Origin of the sequence: Rhizobium sp. Leaf306 (assembly GCF_001423425.1) — a bacterium.
In the GTDB taxonomy this organism is placed as follows: Bacteria; Pseudomonadota; Alphaproteobacteria; order Rhizobiales; family Rhizobiaceae; genus Neorhizobium; species Neorhizobium soli.
Genome location: NZ_LMNX01000001.1, coordinates 991,132 through 1,004,931, shown reverse-complemented (window position 1 = coordinate 1,004,931; position 13,800 = coordinate 991,132). Strand labels below are relative to the sequence as shown.

13 protein-coding genes are annotated in these 13,800 nt (G+C 61.0%); 5 read left to right on the top strand and 8 right to left on the bottom strand.

The window, feature by feature from the left end:
• Positions 1-24: 24 nt before the first annotated feature.
• Positions 25-1,722 (bottom strand): long-chain-fatty-acid--CoA ligase, encoded by a 1,698-nt coding sequence (locus ASG19_RS04660; protein WP_062453962.1) that lies wholly within the window; start codon positions 1,720-1,722, stop codon positions 25-27.
• A gap of 260 nt (positions 1,723-1,982) precedes the next feature.
• Here ASG19_RS04660 and ASG19_RS04655 point away from each other — a divergent pair, with 260 nt between their 5' ends.
• Positions 1,983-2,375 carry a PRC-barrel domain-containing protein gene (locus ASG19_RS04655; RefSeq protein ID WP_062453961.1) on the top strand — a complete coding sequence of 131 codons (393 nt, stop codon included), beginning with the start codon at positions 1,983-1,985 and terminating at the stop codon, positions 2,373-2,375.
• A 64-nt stretch (positions 2,376-2,439) separates the two neighbouring features.
• Here ASG19_RS04655 and ASG19_RS04650 read toward each other — a convergent pair whose 3' ends face one another.
• Entirely contained in the window at positions 2,440-3,285 is an 846-nt protein-coding gene (locus ASG19_RS04650) for a GNAT family N-acetyltransferase (protein WP_062453960.1), read from the bottom strand.
• A gap of 29 nt (positions 3,286-3,314) precedes the next feature.
• A complete protein-coding gene (locus ASG19_RS04645; protein ID WP_062454905.1) occupies positions 3,315-4,265 on the bottom strand; it encodes a D-2-hydroxyacid dehydrogenase in 951 nt (316 codons plus the stop codon).
• Between the two features lie 85 nt (positions 4,266-4,350).
• Here ASG19_RS04645 and ASG19_RS04640 point away from each other — a divergent pair, with 85 nt between their 5' ends.
• Positions 4,351-5,463 carry an NAD(P)/FAD-dependent oxidoreductase gene (locus tag ASG19_RS04640; protein ID WP_062453959.1) on the top strand — a complete coding sequence of 371 codons (1,113 nt, stop codon included), beginning with the start codon at positions 4,351-4,353 and terminating at the stop codon, positions 5,461-5,463.
• Positions 5,464-5,578: 115 nt separating this feature from the next.
• Positions 5,579-5,833, top strand: coding sequence for a DUF6074 family protein (locus tag ASG19_RS04635; RefSeq protein ID WP_062453958.1), 255 nt, complete (start codon positions 5,579-5,581; stop codon positions 5,831-5,833).
• A 172-nt stretch (positions 5,834-6,005) separates the two neighbouring features.
• Here ASG19_RS04635 and ASG19_RS04630 read toward each other — a convergent pair whose 3' ends face one another.
• The 5 genes from ASG19_RS04630 to ASG19_RS04610 all read right to left on the bottom strand — a co-directional run bounded on the left by ASG19_RS04630 (position 6,006) and on the right by ASG19_RS04610 (position 11,419).
• Positions 6,006-6,923 carry an SMP-30/gluconolactonase/LRE family protein gene (locus ASG19_RS04630; protein ID WP_062453957.1) on the bottom strand — a complete coding sequence of 306 codons (918 nt, stop codon included), beginning with the start codon at positions 6,921-6,923 and terminating at the stop codon, positions 6,006-6,008.
• A 40-nt stretch (positions 6,924-6,963) separates the two neighbouring features.
• On the bottom strand, positions 6,964-7,911 hold the full coding sequence (locus ASG19_RS04625; RefSeq protein ID WP_062453956.1) for an ABC transporter permease: 948 nt from the start codon (positions 7,909-7,911) through the stop codon (positions 6,964-6,966).
• Positions 7,908-8,849 carry an ABC transporter permease gene (locus ASG19_RS04620; protein ID WP_062453955.1) on the bottom strand — a complete coding sequence of 314 codons (942 nt, stop codon included), beginning with the start codon at positions 8,847-8,849 and terminating at the stop codon, positions 7,908-7,910. Before ASG19_RS04620 ends, ASG19_RS04625 begins: the two co-directional genes overlap by 4 nt.
• Positions 8,846-10,324, bottom strand: coding sequence for a sugar ABC transporter ATP-binding protein (locus tag ASG19_RS04615; protein WP_062453954.1), 1,479 nt, complete (start codon positions 10,322-10,324; stop codon positions 8,846-8,848). The genes ASG19_RS04620 and ASG19_RS04615 overlap by 4 nt, the downstream gene beginning before the upstream one ends.
• Before the next feature lie 87 nt (positions 10,325-10,411).
• The gene (locus tag ASG19_RS04610) at positions 10,412-11,419 is read right to left on the bottom strand and encodes a substrate-binding domain-containing protein (protein ID WP_062453953.1); all 1,008 of its coding nucleotides are present in this window, start codon (positions 11,417-11,419) and stop codon (positions 10,412-10,414) included.
• A gap of 239 nt (positions 11,420-11,658) precedes the next feature.
• On the opposite strand from ASG19_RS04610, the gene ASG19_RS04605 reads away from it, so the two are divergent.
• Complete coding sequence (locus tag ASG19_RS04605) at positions 11,659-12,891, top strand: sensor histidine kinase (protein WP_062453952.1); 1,233 nt, start codon at positions 11,659-11,661, stop codon at positions 12,889-12,891.
• 2 nt (positions 12,892-12,893) lie between these two features.
• Positions 12,894-13,619: a response regulator transcription factor gene (locus ASG19_RS04600; RefSeq protein ID WP_062454903.1), complete on the top strand. Its 726-nt coding sequence runs from the start codon at positions 12,894-12,896 to the stop codon at positions 13,617-13,619.
• Positions 13,620-13,800 lie beyond the last annotated feature (181 nt).

Sequence of the window (13,800 nt, the reverse complement as noted above, 5' to 3'; positions counted from 1 at the left end):
TTGTCGCAGCAGCGCAACGAATGGCTATTGCCGAAGCTCGCGCCGCAGAATTTTTCCGACATTCGTTTTCGGCAGCGCGTCGCGGAATTCGATAAAGCGCGGGCGCTTGTAATTGGTGAGGTTGGCAATGCAGTGCGCCTTGATATTGGCCTCGGTCAGTTCCGGATCCCGGCGCACGACGAACACCTTGACCGCCTCGCCGGAATGTTCGTCCTTGACACCGACTGCCGCGCATTCCAGCACGCCCGGATGGCTCGCCACGACTTCCTCGACCTCGTTCGGATAGACGTTGAAGCCGGAGACAAGGATCATGTCCTTCTTGCGATCGACGATCTTGATATAGCCGGCAGCGTCCATGTAGCCCATGTCGCCGGTGCGGAAAAAGCCGTCCGGGGTCATCGCCTTCTCCGTCTCGTCCGGCCGATTCCAGTATCCGGCCATCACCTGCGGGCCGTGGATGCAGATTTCGCCGACGCCGCCGAGTTCGACCTCCAGCCCGTCATCGTCGCGGATCGAGATGTCGGTAGACGAGATCGGCAAGCCGATCATGCCGGTGAATCCCTGGACATCCATCCGGTTGGCGGTGGCGACCGGCGACGTCTCGGACAGGCCGTAGCCTTCGGTGATCGGGCAACCGGTCATCTCAAGCCAGCGCTCGGCGACCGGCCGCTGCACCGACATGCCACCGCCGAACACAAGCAGCAGCGCCGAAAAGTCCAGCTTCTGGAAATCGGCATTGTTCATCAGCGCATTAAACAGCGTGTTGAGCCCGGGGAAGACGTGGATCTTGTATTTCTGCAGATCCTTGACGAAGGCCGGGATATCGCGCGGATTGGCAATCAGGATATTGTGGCTGCCGGTCGCAACCCCCATCAGCGAATTCACCGTCAGCGCGAAAATGTGGTAGAGGGGTAGCGCGCATAGGAACTGCAATTGCGGCGGACGCGGCTTTGTCAGGAAGGCGGTGTCCAGCCACAGGCCCATCTGCGATGCGTTGGAAAGAAGATTGGCGTGCGTCAGGATCGCGCCCTTGGAAACACCCGTCGTGCCGCCCGTATATTGCAGGAACGCGACATCCTGTGGTCCCACATCCTGCGGCGTCAGGGTTTTGCCCGATCCGTCGGAGAGAACCTGCTTGAAGCTTGTCGCCGAGGGTAACGACCAGTTCGGAACGAGCTTCTTCACCTTTCGCACGACGAGATTGACGATATGGCCCTTGAGGCCCAGCATGTCGCCCATCGTTGCTACGACCACATGCTTCACATCGGTGCCAGCAAGCGACTGTTCTACCGTATGGGCGAAGTTTTCCAGTACGAAGAGCGCCTTGGCACCCGAATCCTCCAGCTGGTATTGCAGTTCGCGCGGTGTGTAGAGCGGGTTGACGTTGACGACCGTATAGCCTGCCCGAAGGATGCCGTAGACAACGACAGGGTTCTGCAGGATGTTCGGCAGCATCACCGCCACCCGGTCTCCCTTTTGCAAGCCCGTCGATTGCAGCCAGGCGCCGATCTTGCGGCTCTCGGCTTCAAGCTCGCGAAAGGTGATGGCCTTGCCCATGCTCGAGAAGGCCGGGCGATCGGCATAACGGGCGCAGCTATTTTCGAATAGAGCGCCGAGCGAAGCATGTGCCAGGGGTGGGATTTCGGGGGGAACGCCGGGCGGGTAGCTGGCAAGCCAGATCTTTTCCCTCGCTGTGGCGGGCTGCTTGGACAATTCGCTCATCTGCGTCTCCTCCCATATCGATCTGCGCATCAGGCGCAGCTGGCTGGCGGCTTCCTCCTCCGCCGGCCATCGTCGATGATTATGCCATGCGTCAGCCCCAACAGACCAGCGCAACCTATCGTGAATTGCTATCTAACTTTGACGTAAGCGTCAATGTGCCGAAACTTGATACTCGACAAGCTTTTGGACGCAAAGTGCGGAACCTCCACGGCCGCAAGCCGTTTTTCAACCATAACGACACGACAAAAAGGAGTTGCGTTATGATGCATCATGAACCGCGTGCGGGGCAGGACCCCTATGTCAAGGATACCGTTTCGCTGATTGCCAGCGACAAGGTCGAAGGCACCGCAGTTTACGGCGCCGATGGCAAGCGGATCGGCTCGATTGCGCGAATTCTGCTGGAGAAAAAGGGTGGCCGCGTTGCCTACGCCGTCCTGAGCTTCGGTGGCTTCCTTGGCATTGGCGACGATTACTATCCGCTGCCGTGGGAAAAGCTTCACTACGACGAGGAGCTGGACGGTTACCGGATCGACCTTACCAAGGACCAGATCTCCGGCGCGCCGCGCTACAAGGATATCGACGACGACAGCTTCTACAGCGCCAAGGACAAGTCGGTCTACGACTACTACGGCGTCCCGCCATACTGGATGTAGTCGCTCAATAAGCTACTTTTGATCGAAAGGCCTCGCCGCGTGCGAGGCCTTTTTGCGTTTCCGTTCAATCCAGCCTCAGCACCATCTCGGACTGCGTCAGCCGGCTGCGTCGCCATCCGATGCGGCGCATGAAGGGATCAAGCAACCCGGCTGCAATATTCTCCGCCGTATATAGCCTGCGACCGGGATAGCGCGCCGCGAGGCTGTCGGCCAAGGCGCGGCCGAGACCCTTGCGCCGTTCCGCCGGATCGACCGCGAAACCATAGATCCGCACGTCGTGCTTGGTATCATCAAGCAATGCGACCGCCTTTGTCCCGATCGAAAAGCTCTTCAGCGGCGAACCGGGATGGCGGAAACAGACCGGATCCGTCTGCCATGTCGGGTGTGCATCCGCAAAACAGAACAGCATCGCGGCCACTTCCATCTGGTCGCATTCGGCTGCTGCTTGCACGTCCGGTACTGGCCTTGTCCGGCTGCGGCTGAAGCCAACCTGCCTGCGGGACGTCTCGAAGCCGAGTGACAGATAAAGGTCACGAGCGCGGATATTGGAATCGATCACTTCGAGGATAAGGACGTCATCGCCCCGTGCCCTTGCAGCGGCAATCGCATCCGTCATGACGCGGGTCCCGAGGCCCTGACCGCGGATCGTCGGGCCGATGCCGAGCGCACTGACGCGCGACCGTTTCCCCCGTCGCGCAATCAGCAGGGTCCCGGCGGGCTTGTCACCGTCGAAAAACACTTCGCTTGCTTCAGGGTCGACATCTTCACGCGCCATGCGCAAAGAGAACGCCTCAGGCGAAATCGTGAATCTCACCACATAGCCGCGAAAGCCTTCGGTGAAGGCGGCGGCTGCATCCTCCATCGTTGTTTCCGCAAGGCTGCGACGCGTGACGGCTTCCGTTCGCTGCATTGATCAAGACCTCCACCCACCGACACTGTCTACAGAACGTTGGAGGGTGCGCCTTTCTCGAAATTCTCCACATGGTCGATGACCTGTGCCCAGAGCGATTGCATCGCCTCGTCGCTTGCCCAGGCGACATGCGGCGTGACGATCACGTTCGGCCGGTCGAGAACGGCAAGCAGCGGATTGTCCGGTGCCGGAGGCTCCTTCGTCAGCACGTCGAAGCCCGCCCCGCCGATCAAGCCCTCGTTCAGTGCCGTCACCAGGTCGGCCTCGTTCACCAGCCCGCCGCGCGCCGTGTTGATGACCAGCGGCTTGCGCTTCATCCGCCGGAATTCCGCGATGCCGATCATATCGCGGGTCTCGGGCGTCAGCGGCATATGAAACGTGATGATATCGGCGCGCTCGAGTACCTCGTTGAACGCCGTATAGCCCGGCGCAACCTCCGTCGATCCCTTGCGAGCGGCAAAGAGCGGGGTCATGCCCAGCGCTTCGCCGATCCGTGCCACGGATTTGCCCAGCGTCCCGCCGCCGAAAATGCCGAGCGTCGAGCCGGCAAGATCCTTGATCGGATGGTTGAAGAAACAGAACTGGTTCGCCCTCTGCCATTCGCCATCGATCACGTCCTGCCGGAAGCCGATGATCGAGCGGCGCAGCGCAAAGATCAGCGCGAATGTATGCTCCGGAACCGTGTTGACCGCATAACCGCGCACGTTCGAAACGACGATGTCGCGCTCCTTTGCCGCTGCCAGATCGATCACGTCATAACCTGTGGCGGCGACCGCAATCATCTTCAGCCGCGATGCCTGCGCGATCGAGGCGGCACGCACCGGCGCCTTGTTGGTGATGACGATATCGGCATCGGCGATGCGCGCTGCGACCTGATCTTCCGGCGTCTTACCGTATTCGATCCACTCATGCGCAAACCCCGGCCTTGTGATCGTTACCGAAGGGCCGATCGTGTCGCGATCCAGGAATACGATCTTCAGCACTGGCTTTCCTCCTCTGGCCTCACCGGATTTCTCGTATAACATCCGTCATGCCGCATGGAAGGCGGAAACTGCGAGAGTGGGCATGGCGGAAATACTGGAGCTCGATTGCGTCGTCATCGGCGGCGGTGTGGTGGGGCTGGCAATCGCGCGGCGCCTCGCAATGTCTGGCCGCGAGGTGATCGTGCTGGAGGCCGAATCACTGACCGGCAGCATTACCTCCGCCCGCAACAGCGAAGTCATCCATGCCGGACTCTATTACGCGACAGGCAGTCTCAAGGCATCACTTTCAGTCGCCGGCAAACACAGTCTCTACCAATACTGCGAGGAGCGCGGCATTCTCCACCGTCGCTGCGGCAAGCTCGTCGTTGCTTCCAACGAGACAGAGGTCGCCTATCTCGACAAGCTGCTGAAGCAGGCGTGGGCGAATGGCGTCGAGGATTGCCGGCTGATCGACGGTGCGGAACTGGCCGCCATGGAGCCTGATATCCGCGGCTTCAAGGCGCTGCTTTCGCCCTCGACCGGCATCATCGACAGCCACCGGCTGATGGAAGCCTATATCGCCGATATCGAGAACCATGGCGGCAGCATCGTCCTCAACTCGCCGGTTCTCGGTGGCACCTTGCGGGACGATTCGGTACGCCTGTCGGTCGGTGGAGCCGATCCTGTCGATGTCGACGCAAAGCTGGTCGTCAATGCTGCAGGCCTCGGCGCGTGGGGCATCTCCGCCGGTCTCGAAGGTCTCAACCCCACGACCATCCCCGAACGCCATTATGCCAAGGGATCCTATTTCTCACTGTCCGCACGCGCGCCGGCGCAACGGCTGATCTATCCGGTGCCGGAACCCGGCGGACTCGGCGTGCATCTGACGCTGGATATGGCCGGTCAGGCACGGTTCGGCCCTGACGTCGAATGGGTGGAGACGATCGACTATGACGTCGATCCCGATCGATCGCAGAAGTTCTATTCCGCCATCCGCCGTTACTGGCCGGGCCTTGCCGATGGCACGCTTGTTCCCGCCTATTCCGGCATCCGCCCCAAGGTCGTCGGTCCCAAGAAAGGCGGCGGGGGAGATTTCATCATTCAGGGACCGAAGCAAACGGGTCACCCGGGGTATGCGGCGCTCTACGGAATAGAGTCGCCAGGGCTGACATCGTCGATGGCAATCGCCGAATATCTAGAAAAACTAATATATTAACGATTTCGCGAGGTTTGGGAACGCACCTCTGCGAGCCTCGTTCAGCTTTTGTGAAGGAGTAAAGCTCATTGTTTCGCTCAGTACGGGCGATTCGCCCGGTATTTACGGAGTTGAAATGACGCTCTTACAGTTCCCGGCCGATCGACGCACTGGTGATGTCAGACGATGTGCTGAAACCCTGAGTGATCTTCATGGCCACGCCGCCAACCAGTTCTGGAGAACGGAAATGGCGGAATTTGCACGGTCCATGCGCCAGCGCGGCGCTGACGACCAGGAAATCTCAAGGCAGGCCGCACTGTTCATGCATGCCGTCCAGATGGAACTGCAGATGATGTTTGCAGAACAGGATGCGGACGTATCGGCTGGCTGATTTTTCGCGGAGCGCGTGACTGGTATCGCGTGACGCGTGAATGACGGGAGGACCGCCTACGGCGGGTAGCCAATCCTCCCGAATGACGCTCCTTGGCGGTGAGCGACGGGTTGTTGAATAATAACCGAAGCTTGCCTCACCATGGATTGCGTTTTGCTAATTTTACACTTGCTCAGCTAACGCCGGCGCCCGTTGTTGCAAGGAAGATCGCATAGAGCGATTTCGTTGCCGTGATGAACAACTGGTTGCGCCGCGGGCCGCCGAAGGTGAGGTTCGCCGCCGTCTGCGGCAGCAGGATTTTTCCCAAAAGCTTGCCGTCCGAACCGAAGCAATGCACCCCGTCTCCGGCGCTCGTCCAGACATTTCCTGCTACATCGACGCGGAACCCGTCCGCCAGACCATTGTCGATATCGCAAAATACCCGGCTGTTTTTAAGCTGCCTGCCGTCCACGACATCGAAGGCGCGGATATGACGCGGCGCGGACGGGTCATGGCTCGACGATGAGTCGGCCACATAGAGGATCTTTTCGTCCGGCGAGAAGGCAATCCCGTTGGGCTGGCCGAAATCAGTCACCACGGCGTCGATCTCGCCGGTTTCCGGATCCAGCCGATAGACGTTGCGGGTCGCCTGTTCAGGCTCAGCCCGAAAACCCTCGTAATCGGATTTGATGCCATAGGTCGGGTCCGTGAACCAGACGCTGCCATCCGAGCGCACCACCACGTCGTTGGGCGAATTCAGCCGCTTGCCCTCATAGCTTTCGGCAAGCACGGTGATCGAGCCGTCGATCTCGGTGCGGGTGACGCGGCGGCCACCGTGCTCGCAGGAGACAAGCCGCCCCTGCCGGTCGCGGGTATTGCCGTTGGTGAAATTGGAGGGGGTGCGAAACACCGAAACGCCGCCATCTTTCACCCAGCGCAGCATCCGCTGGTTGGGAATGTCGCTCCAGATCAGGCATTGCAGATCGGAAAACCACACAGGCCCCTCCGCCCAGCGGCAGTCGGAATAGAGCTCCTCCAGGCCTGAACTCGGAACGATCAGGTGCCGGAAGCGGTCGTCGTGGATTTCGTAAGGTGAAGATGTCTGCGACATGGCATTGCGTCCGGTTGAAACTGTCTGAAGTGTTTGAAGATTATCGGCCGGATTGCCGACCGCCGGCGAGAAGAATGACGGCGATGATGATCGTACCGGTGAGGATCAGGCGCACACCGGCGCCGAAGCCATAAGTGTTGAGCATCGACACGACCAGGAACATGAACAGCGAGGCGCCCCAGATGCCCGGTATGTTCGAATTTCCACCGGCCACCGCCGTGCCGCCGATGACCACGACGGCAATCGACATCAGCAGGTATTCCGAGCCCATGTTGAGCGCAGCACCGCCGGAGAAGCTCGCCAGCAGATAACCGCAGACGGACGCGAGAACCGCGCACAGCATATAGGTGACAAGCCGCGTGCCATCGACGGGAATGCCGGTCATGCGGGCCGCGAACGTGCTCTGGCCGATCGCCGAGATCCAGCGGCCGTAGATCGACTTCTCAAGTAGCACCCAGGCGACGGCCGACAGGATCAACGCCACGAGCGCCACGTTGGGAATGCCGAACAGACCGGATGTGGCAAATTCCGCCAGCGTTTCCGGCGGCTTGATGCGTAGGCCGCGATTGCTCCAGATCGCCACCGACTGGACGATGAAACTCATCGACAGCGTCGCGATGATCGGCGGAATGCGCAAGAGCTTGATCAGGATGTAGTTGCCCAGCCCGACGACGAGGCCGATGCCAACAGAGGCAAGAAGACCGACGACGATCATGCCGTCCTGCACATCCATCAGCTTCAGGGCAAGCGTGCCTGACAGCGTCATCGTCGCCGGCACGGACAGATCGATATTGCCCGGCCCGAGCGTGATGACGAACATCTGGCCTATGCCGACGATGACGGAAAAGGCCGCAAAGGTCAGCGCTGCCTGCGACAGGCCGAACGAGCTGGCCCCGCCGGTAAAGAGAACAGTGATGATCCAGACGATGGCGGTCGCTGCAAACGACCAGATCCACGGCTTGGCGACGAGAAGACGTTGGATGGTCATTGGCTCTTCTCCCGCTTTTCGAGACGGTTGAGGGCGAGGCGAAGGGCAAGCACGACGATCAGGATCGCCCCTTGCGCGCCGATCTGCCAGTCCGGCGAGATCCGCATGAAGGACAGGAAAGACCCGGCAAGCGTCAGCGTCAGCGCCCCGATGACGGCCCCGATCGGCGACACCTTGCCGCCAACGAACTCACCGCCACCAAGGATGACGCCGGCGATCGATAGCAGGGTGTAGCGCAGGGCGATATTCGCATCGGCAGAGGTGGTAAGCCCCACCAGCGCGATGCCGGCAAGCACGGCGAACAGCCCGGCCAGCGCATAGGTTCCGGCGCGAATGCCGATCACCGACCAGCCGGCCCGCTCAACCGAACGGTCGTTGCCGCCGACGCCCCGCATCAAAACGCCGAACGACGAGCGCATCACGATAGTATGGGTGACGGCGGCGATCAGGATGCTGGCGACGATCGCCATCGGCACCAGTGGCGGCTTGGCGGTCATGATCCAGCGTGCAAATGCCGGTGCCGTACCGCCAGGCGAGGGGAGGATCAGCACCGCAAGCCCGCCCCAGACAAAACTCATCCCGAGCGTGACGACAATCGACGGCAGTTCGCGCAGATGGATGACGACGCCGATGACGGCATAGGTCGCGATCGCTCCGAGCAGGATCAGGATGCCGAGTGCCGGCGAGGTCTGCAAAAGCGTCGCAGCGACACAGGCGCAGAAGCTCACAAACGTGCCCATCGACAGGTCGAGGTCGTTGACGGACATGATCAGCATCTGGGCGATCGTCGCGAGCGCAATCGGCACCGCCAGATTGAACAGCAGGTTGAGGCCGTTATAGCTCATGGCGCGCGGCTGCATGTAGAAGACGGCCGCCAGCAGCAGCACCAGCGATGCGGCGGGAATGATCAGGCGAATGGTCCCGGAAGAAATCTTCATGCCGCTTCTCCCTGCGCAAACGAGGCAGATAGCACGCTCTTCTCGCTGATTTCCTCACCGACAAGTTCGGCGACGATCGCGCCTTCGCGAAACACATAGACCCGGTCGCAGAGGCGGATTTCGTCCATTTCGGTCGAGTACCAGATGAATGTCCGGCCGTTGGCGGCCTCGGAACGAAGGATCTCGTAGACTTCCTGCTTGGTGCCGATATCGACGCCGCGCATCGGATCGTCCATCAGCACGATTTCGGCGGTGGTCGCGAGAGCCCGCGCAAACAGAACCTTCTGCTGGTTGCCGCCGGAAAGCGACAGGATGCGGTTGCCCATGTCGGGCGTGCGGATCTCGATCCGCTTCTTCCAGCCTTCGCCGAGCGCATCCTCACGGTCGCCGTCGATCATTCGCTTTGATGACAGCTGGTCGAGCGAAGCGATCGACAGGTTCTTGAGAATGCTCCAGAGCGGGAACGTGCCGTTCAGGCTTCGGTCGCCGGCGACGAAGGCGATGTCGCGCTTCTTTGTTGGAAACCAGTTGCTGTTGCGCGCAAGGTAAAGATCGAGCAGCGCCTGCGTCTGCCCATGGCCGCCGAGACCTGCAAGCCCGATCATCTCGCCCCGATAGGCTTCGAACGGCAGAGCCTTGGCCTGTCCATGCCCGTGCCCGCGCCGCGCCGGCATCGAAAGCACCGGAGCGCCCGACTTTGCAACCGCTTTGCGCGATAGCTCCTGTTCACGCACCACATTGCCCATCGCCTCGACAAGGCTGCGGTTATTGAATTCGGAGGCGGCGCGATCTGCCACCACGCGTCCATCCTTCATCACAACGATGCGGTTGGAGGTGCTGAGAATTTCGCCGAGAATATGCGAGATCAGCAGCACCGACCCGCCGGCGGAGACGAACTTGCGGATATAGGCCATCAGCTGTGCGGCTAGTCCGGCATCGAGCGATGACGTCGGCTCATCCAGAATGACCAGCTTCGGCGGCGCCGAGATGCCGGCAAAGCTGATGGCGATCTCCACCATCTGCCGTTCGGCGATCGAGAGGTCGTCGACCGTGCTGTCGCAATCGATCGCATGGCCGGGAAAGATGTCCTGCAGCTGGGTTTCGACCAGCGCAAGCGCCCGGCCGCGCCAGTTCCAGCCCTTCAGCTCCGCATGCATGATGCGGGCGTTTTCACCGACCGTCAGGTTTGGGCAGAGCGACAGTTCCTGGAATACGCAGCGCACGCCGTTGGCACGCGCAGCCGAAATGCCCCGCACATCGTTGCCGCTGTAGCGGAGCGAGCCTTCATGGGGAGATAAGCCGCCATTGATGACATTGACGATGGTGGATTTGCCGGCACCGTTATGGCCGACCAGCCCGACGCATTCGCCCGCGTGGATCACGAGGTCGGCGCCATCAAGCGCCTTCACGGCTCCGAAAGTCACACGGACGCCGCGCGCGGCCACAACCTCTTGTCGGTTCAAGGTTTCGCTCATGCAGATCGCAGTCTGTTTTTTGAATGGGAAATCATGCCGGGTCGCGAGAGGTCGAAGCCCTCGCGGCCCGGCACGCGGGAGGCGACGCTACTTGGCGTCGATCACCTTTTTGGCGTCTGCCAGCGAATATTCGACATTCGCCACGCCACCCTTCTGGGTGGTCTTCAGGCTTTCTTCGAGGCCCGCCTGGTCGATGCTGAGGAACGGCACGACGAGGTCTTTCTTGACCTCCTTGCCGTCAAGGATCTGCTGGGCGACCCAGAAGGCGAGCGTCGAAACGCCAGGCGCGATCGAGACCGACATGGTCTCGTAACCATCCTTGTCCTTCTGCTGCTTCCACCACACGAGTTCGTCTTCGCGGTTACCCATCACGATCGTCGGCGTCGGGCGCTTGGCGGCGGCAAATGCCTGGGCCGCACCATACCCGTCGCCGCCCTGTGTCACCACGCCAACTACGTCCGGAAGGCTCGGCAGGATGCCGGCAACCGCACGCTGGGCCACGTCCTGCGCCCAGTCGCCGTTGACAGAGCCGACCACCTTGAACTGGGTGTGCTTGGCAACGCCTGCCTGGATGCCGGCATGAATCTGGTCGTCCACGGAAACGCCGGCAAGGCCGCGGATTTCGAGAAGATTGCCGCCCTTCGGCAGCTTCTTCGCGAGATAGTCGACCTGGCTCTCGCCCATCTTCTTGAAGTCGACCGCGATGCGCCATGCGCAGGGTTCAGTCACGATACCGTCGAAGGACACGACGGTGATGCCGGCGTCGCAGGCTTCCTTGACGGCGCCGTTGAGTGCGGTCGGAGACGCGGCATTGATGACGATCGCATCATAACCCTGCAGGATCATGTTCTGGATCTGGGCGGCCTGTTCGGTCGCCTGGTTTTCGGCCGTGGTAAACGGATCAGCAGCTGCAACCACGCCATTGGAAACGGCTTCCTTGGTGATTTTGTCCCAGCTCGTCAGCATCGCCTGTCGCCAGGAATTGCCGGCATAATTGTTGGAAAGCGCGATCTTCTTGGATGAGGTATCGGCAAGCGCCGGACCACACAGGCACGCGACGGCAACGGATGCCGCAAGCATCGTTCTGATATTCATGATTTCCTCCCAAAAGCTCCCTCTATATCCCCGGGCCGCTCCTCAACGGGTGTCCGGAGATAATGATTGCCCTGAGCCCCTTTTGCTCAGTAAATCGAGAATGGAGGAGTTTTCTAATGTTGTACAGGCGCATCCAAGCACGCTTTCTGCGGGCTTTCGCGCAAAGTCTGCGGGTTCCCGCAGGACGTGACTGAAAAGCTGGCGCTTAATGTCGCCAGGGCCTGGGAGGAGGCCTGATCATGCTCAATCCGGCGCGCAACTCGCTGTTCGACCGCTATCTCGGCATTTCGAGATTGCTCGCCGGCCAGCTAGATTTCGATGCGATCATCAAGGCCGTGGGCGAGGAGATCAGCCATATCATCCCGCACGACCATCTCGATGTCTGCATCAAGATGCTGGATGGAAAATACCATATTGCCTACGAAAGCGGCCTCGATACCGCCTGGAGCAAGGAGCCGCCGGCGCTCCTGACCGGCAGCCCGATCCGCACGCTGCTGGCCGGCGAGGTGGACTATCTTCTCTCGGGCAATGCCCTGACCGATCCGCGCTTCCATTTCGACGGCGCCTTTGCGAGCCCCATCATCGAGCTGTCGCTCAAAAGCCGTCTCCATGTTCCGCTCAAAGCCCAGGGCGACGTGATCGGCGCGCTCAGCTGTTCCAGCCGGCAGTATGACTGCTACACGATGGAGGATGTCGAGAACGCACGCGCGGTGGCCGACCTGCTCGCCCCCTATTTCTTCGCGCTGCGGGCCGCCGAACAGGCCAAGCGCTCGGCCGTGATCCAGACCGAAGCCAGCGCCCGCGAGGAGGGCTTGCGGCTCGGCGCCCTGAAACTCACCGAGGCCCTGGAGGCGGAACGCCAGCGGATCGGCATGGATCTTCATGACCAGACGCTCGCCGACCTCACCCGGCTGACCCGCCGCATGGAGAAGCTGACGGGTGTTGCGAGCGTGCCGGGCGATGCGCTGGAGCCGCTCTGCCGCGCCATGCAGCAATGCATGCACGATCTTCGCGAGATCATCGAGGAAGCCAAGCCCACTGTGCTGCAACTGTTCGGCGTCGCCGAGGCGATCGAGAACCATCTGGAGCGGTCGGTGCGCGAAAGCGGCCAGACGATCGCCTGGGAGATGACCGACGAGACCGGCGGCACGCTTCGCGATCTTGATCCGACGGTGGCGATCGCCCTGTTCCGGATCGTTCAGGAAGCGGTGAACAACGCCATCCGCCACGGCCAGGCAGACCGGATCGACGTGGCGCTGACCCAGTCGGGCAGGTCTCTTTCGATCGAGGTCAAGGACGACGGCTCCGGCATCGGCGCGCCTGAAAACCGCGCCGGCCACGGCATAGACAACATGAAAACCCGCGCGCGGCTGATCTCCGCAAGGTTCGAGATCACCAGCGCCAAAGATCGCGGCACGCTCGTGCGGCTGACCCTTCCGATACAACCGAAGACGGGAGCGGAGATAGGATGATGATGGATGTCCTGATCATCGAGGACGACGCGCTTCACCGCTCCTATCTCCACGAGGCGGTGCGTGCGGCCCTTCCCGAGTGCCGTAGCGTTGTGGAGGCCGAAAACGGCCTCATCGGCGAAGCACAGGCGCGCTCCTCGCGCATCGAGCACGTGGTGATGGACCTGCAGATGAGCGAGCGCAACGGCATCGAAGCGGCGCGCACCATCTGGCGCGAACGTCCCGATACGAAAATCCTGTTCTGGTCGAACTATTCCGACGAGGCCTATGTGCGGGGCGTCTCGCGCATCGTGCCCGAGGGCGCGACCTACGGCTATGTCCTCAAATCCGCATCCGAAGACCGGTTGAAGCTGGCGCTGCGCAGCGTCTTCATGGAATCCCAATGCGTGATTGACCGCGAAGTGCGCGGCATCCAGCAGAAAAGCCTCGGAAATTCGCTGGGCCTCAGCGACGTCGAATACGAAATCCTCATCGACGTCGCGCTGGGATTGACCGACAAGGCGATCGCCCACCGCAAGCACCTGTCGCTCCGCAGCGTCCAGAACCGTCTGCAGCAACTCTACGAAAAGCTTGACGTCTACGAGTCCTACGGCCGCAACCACGAAGGCAGCGAAGGCTGGTTCAACCTCCGCACACGCGCCGTCGCCGTAGCACTCCAGCGCAAAGTCCTCAACACGAGTGCGCTAGAACGCGCCGAACGCGATTTGCAGGCGACGGGGCGGATGTGAGGAGGGGTGGGAGACGTTTGGGAAAAATGGTGCCGCTTAGAGGACTCGAACCTCTGACCCCATCATTACGAATTATCGGGAGTATCTTTCCGGATGATTTACCACAGTTCCTAATGTTGCATTTCATATTTTAAATCATTGAGGTAGCTGGTACTACGTTTCCGTGAAATTCCTCTAGCTG

What these genes read in the sequence shown, in the direction of transcription:
- ASG19_RS04660 (WP_062453962.1), bottom strand. Translation starts at nt 1,722, where the DNA reads ATGAGCGAATTGTCCAAGCAGCCCGCCACAGCGAGGGAAAAGATCTGG.
- ASG19_RS04655 (WP_062453961.1), top strand. Translation starts at nt 1,983, where the DNA reads ATGATGCATCATGAACCGCGTGCGGGGCAGGACCCCTATGTCAAGGAT.
- ASG19_RS04650 (WP_062453960.1), bottom strand. Translation starts at nt 3,285, where the DNA reads ATGCAGCGAACGGAAGCCGTCACGCGTCGCAGCCTTGCGGAAACAACG.
- ASG19_RS04640 (WP_062453959.1), top strand. Translation starts at nt 4,351, where the DNA reads ATGGCGGAAATACTGGAGCTCGATTGCGTCGTCATCGGCGGCGGTGTG.
- ASG19_RS04635 (WP_062453958.1), top strand. Translation starts at nt 5,579, where the DNA reads ATGACGCTCTTACAGTTCCCGGCCGATCGACGCACTGGTGATGTCAGA.
- ASG19_RS04630 (WP_062453957.1), bottom strand. Translation starts at nt 6,923, where the DNA reads ATGTCGCAGACATCTTCACCTTACGAAATCCACGACGACCGCTTCCGG.
- ASG19_RS04625 (WP_062453956.1), bottom strand. Translation starts at nt 7,911, where the DNA reads ATGACCATCCAACGTCTTCTCGTCGCCAAGCCGTGGATCTGGTCGTTT.
- ASG19_RS04620 (WP_062453955.1), bottom strand. Translation starts at nt 8,849, where the DNA reads ATGAAGATTTCTTCCGGGACCATTCGCCTGATCATTCCCGCCGCATCG.
- ASG19_RS04615 (WP_062453954.1), bottom strand. Translation starts at nt 10,324, where the DNA reads ATGAGCGAAACCTTGAACCGACAAGAGGTTGTGGCCGCGCGCGGCGTC.
- ASG19_RS04610 (WP_062453953.1), bottom strand. Translation starts at nt 11,419, where the DNA reads ATGAATATCAGAACGATGCTTGCGGCATCCGTTGCCGTCGCGTGCCTG.
- ASG19_RS04605 (WP_062453952.1), top strand. Translation starts at nt 11,659, where the DNA reads ATGCTCAATCCGGCGCGCAACTCGCTGTTCGACCGCTATCTCGGCATT.
- ASG19_RS04600 (WP_062454903.1), top strand. Translation starts at nt 12,894, where the DNA reads ATGGATGTCCTGATCATCGAGGACGACGCGCTTCACCGCTCCTATCTC.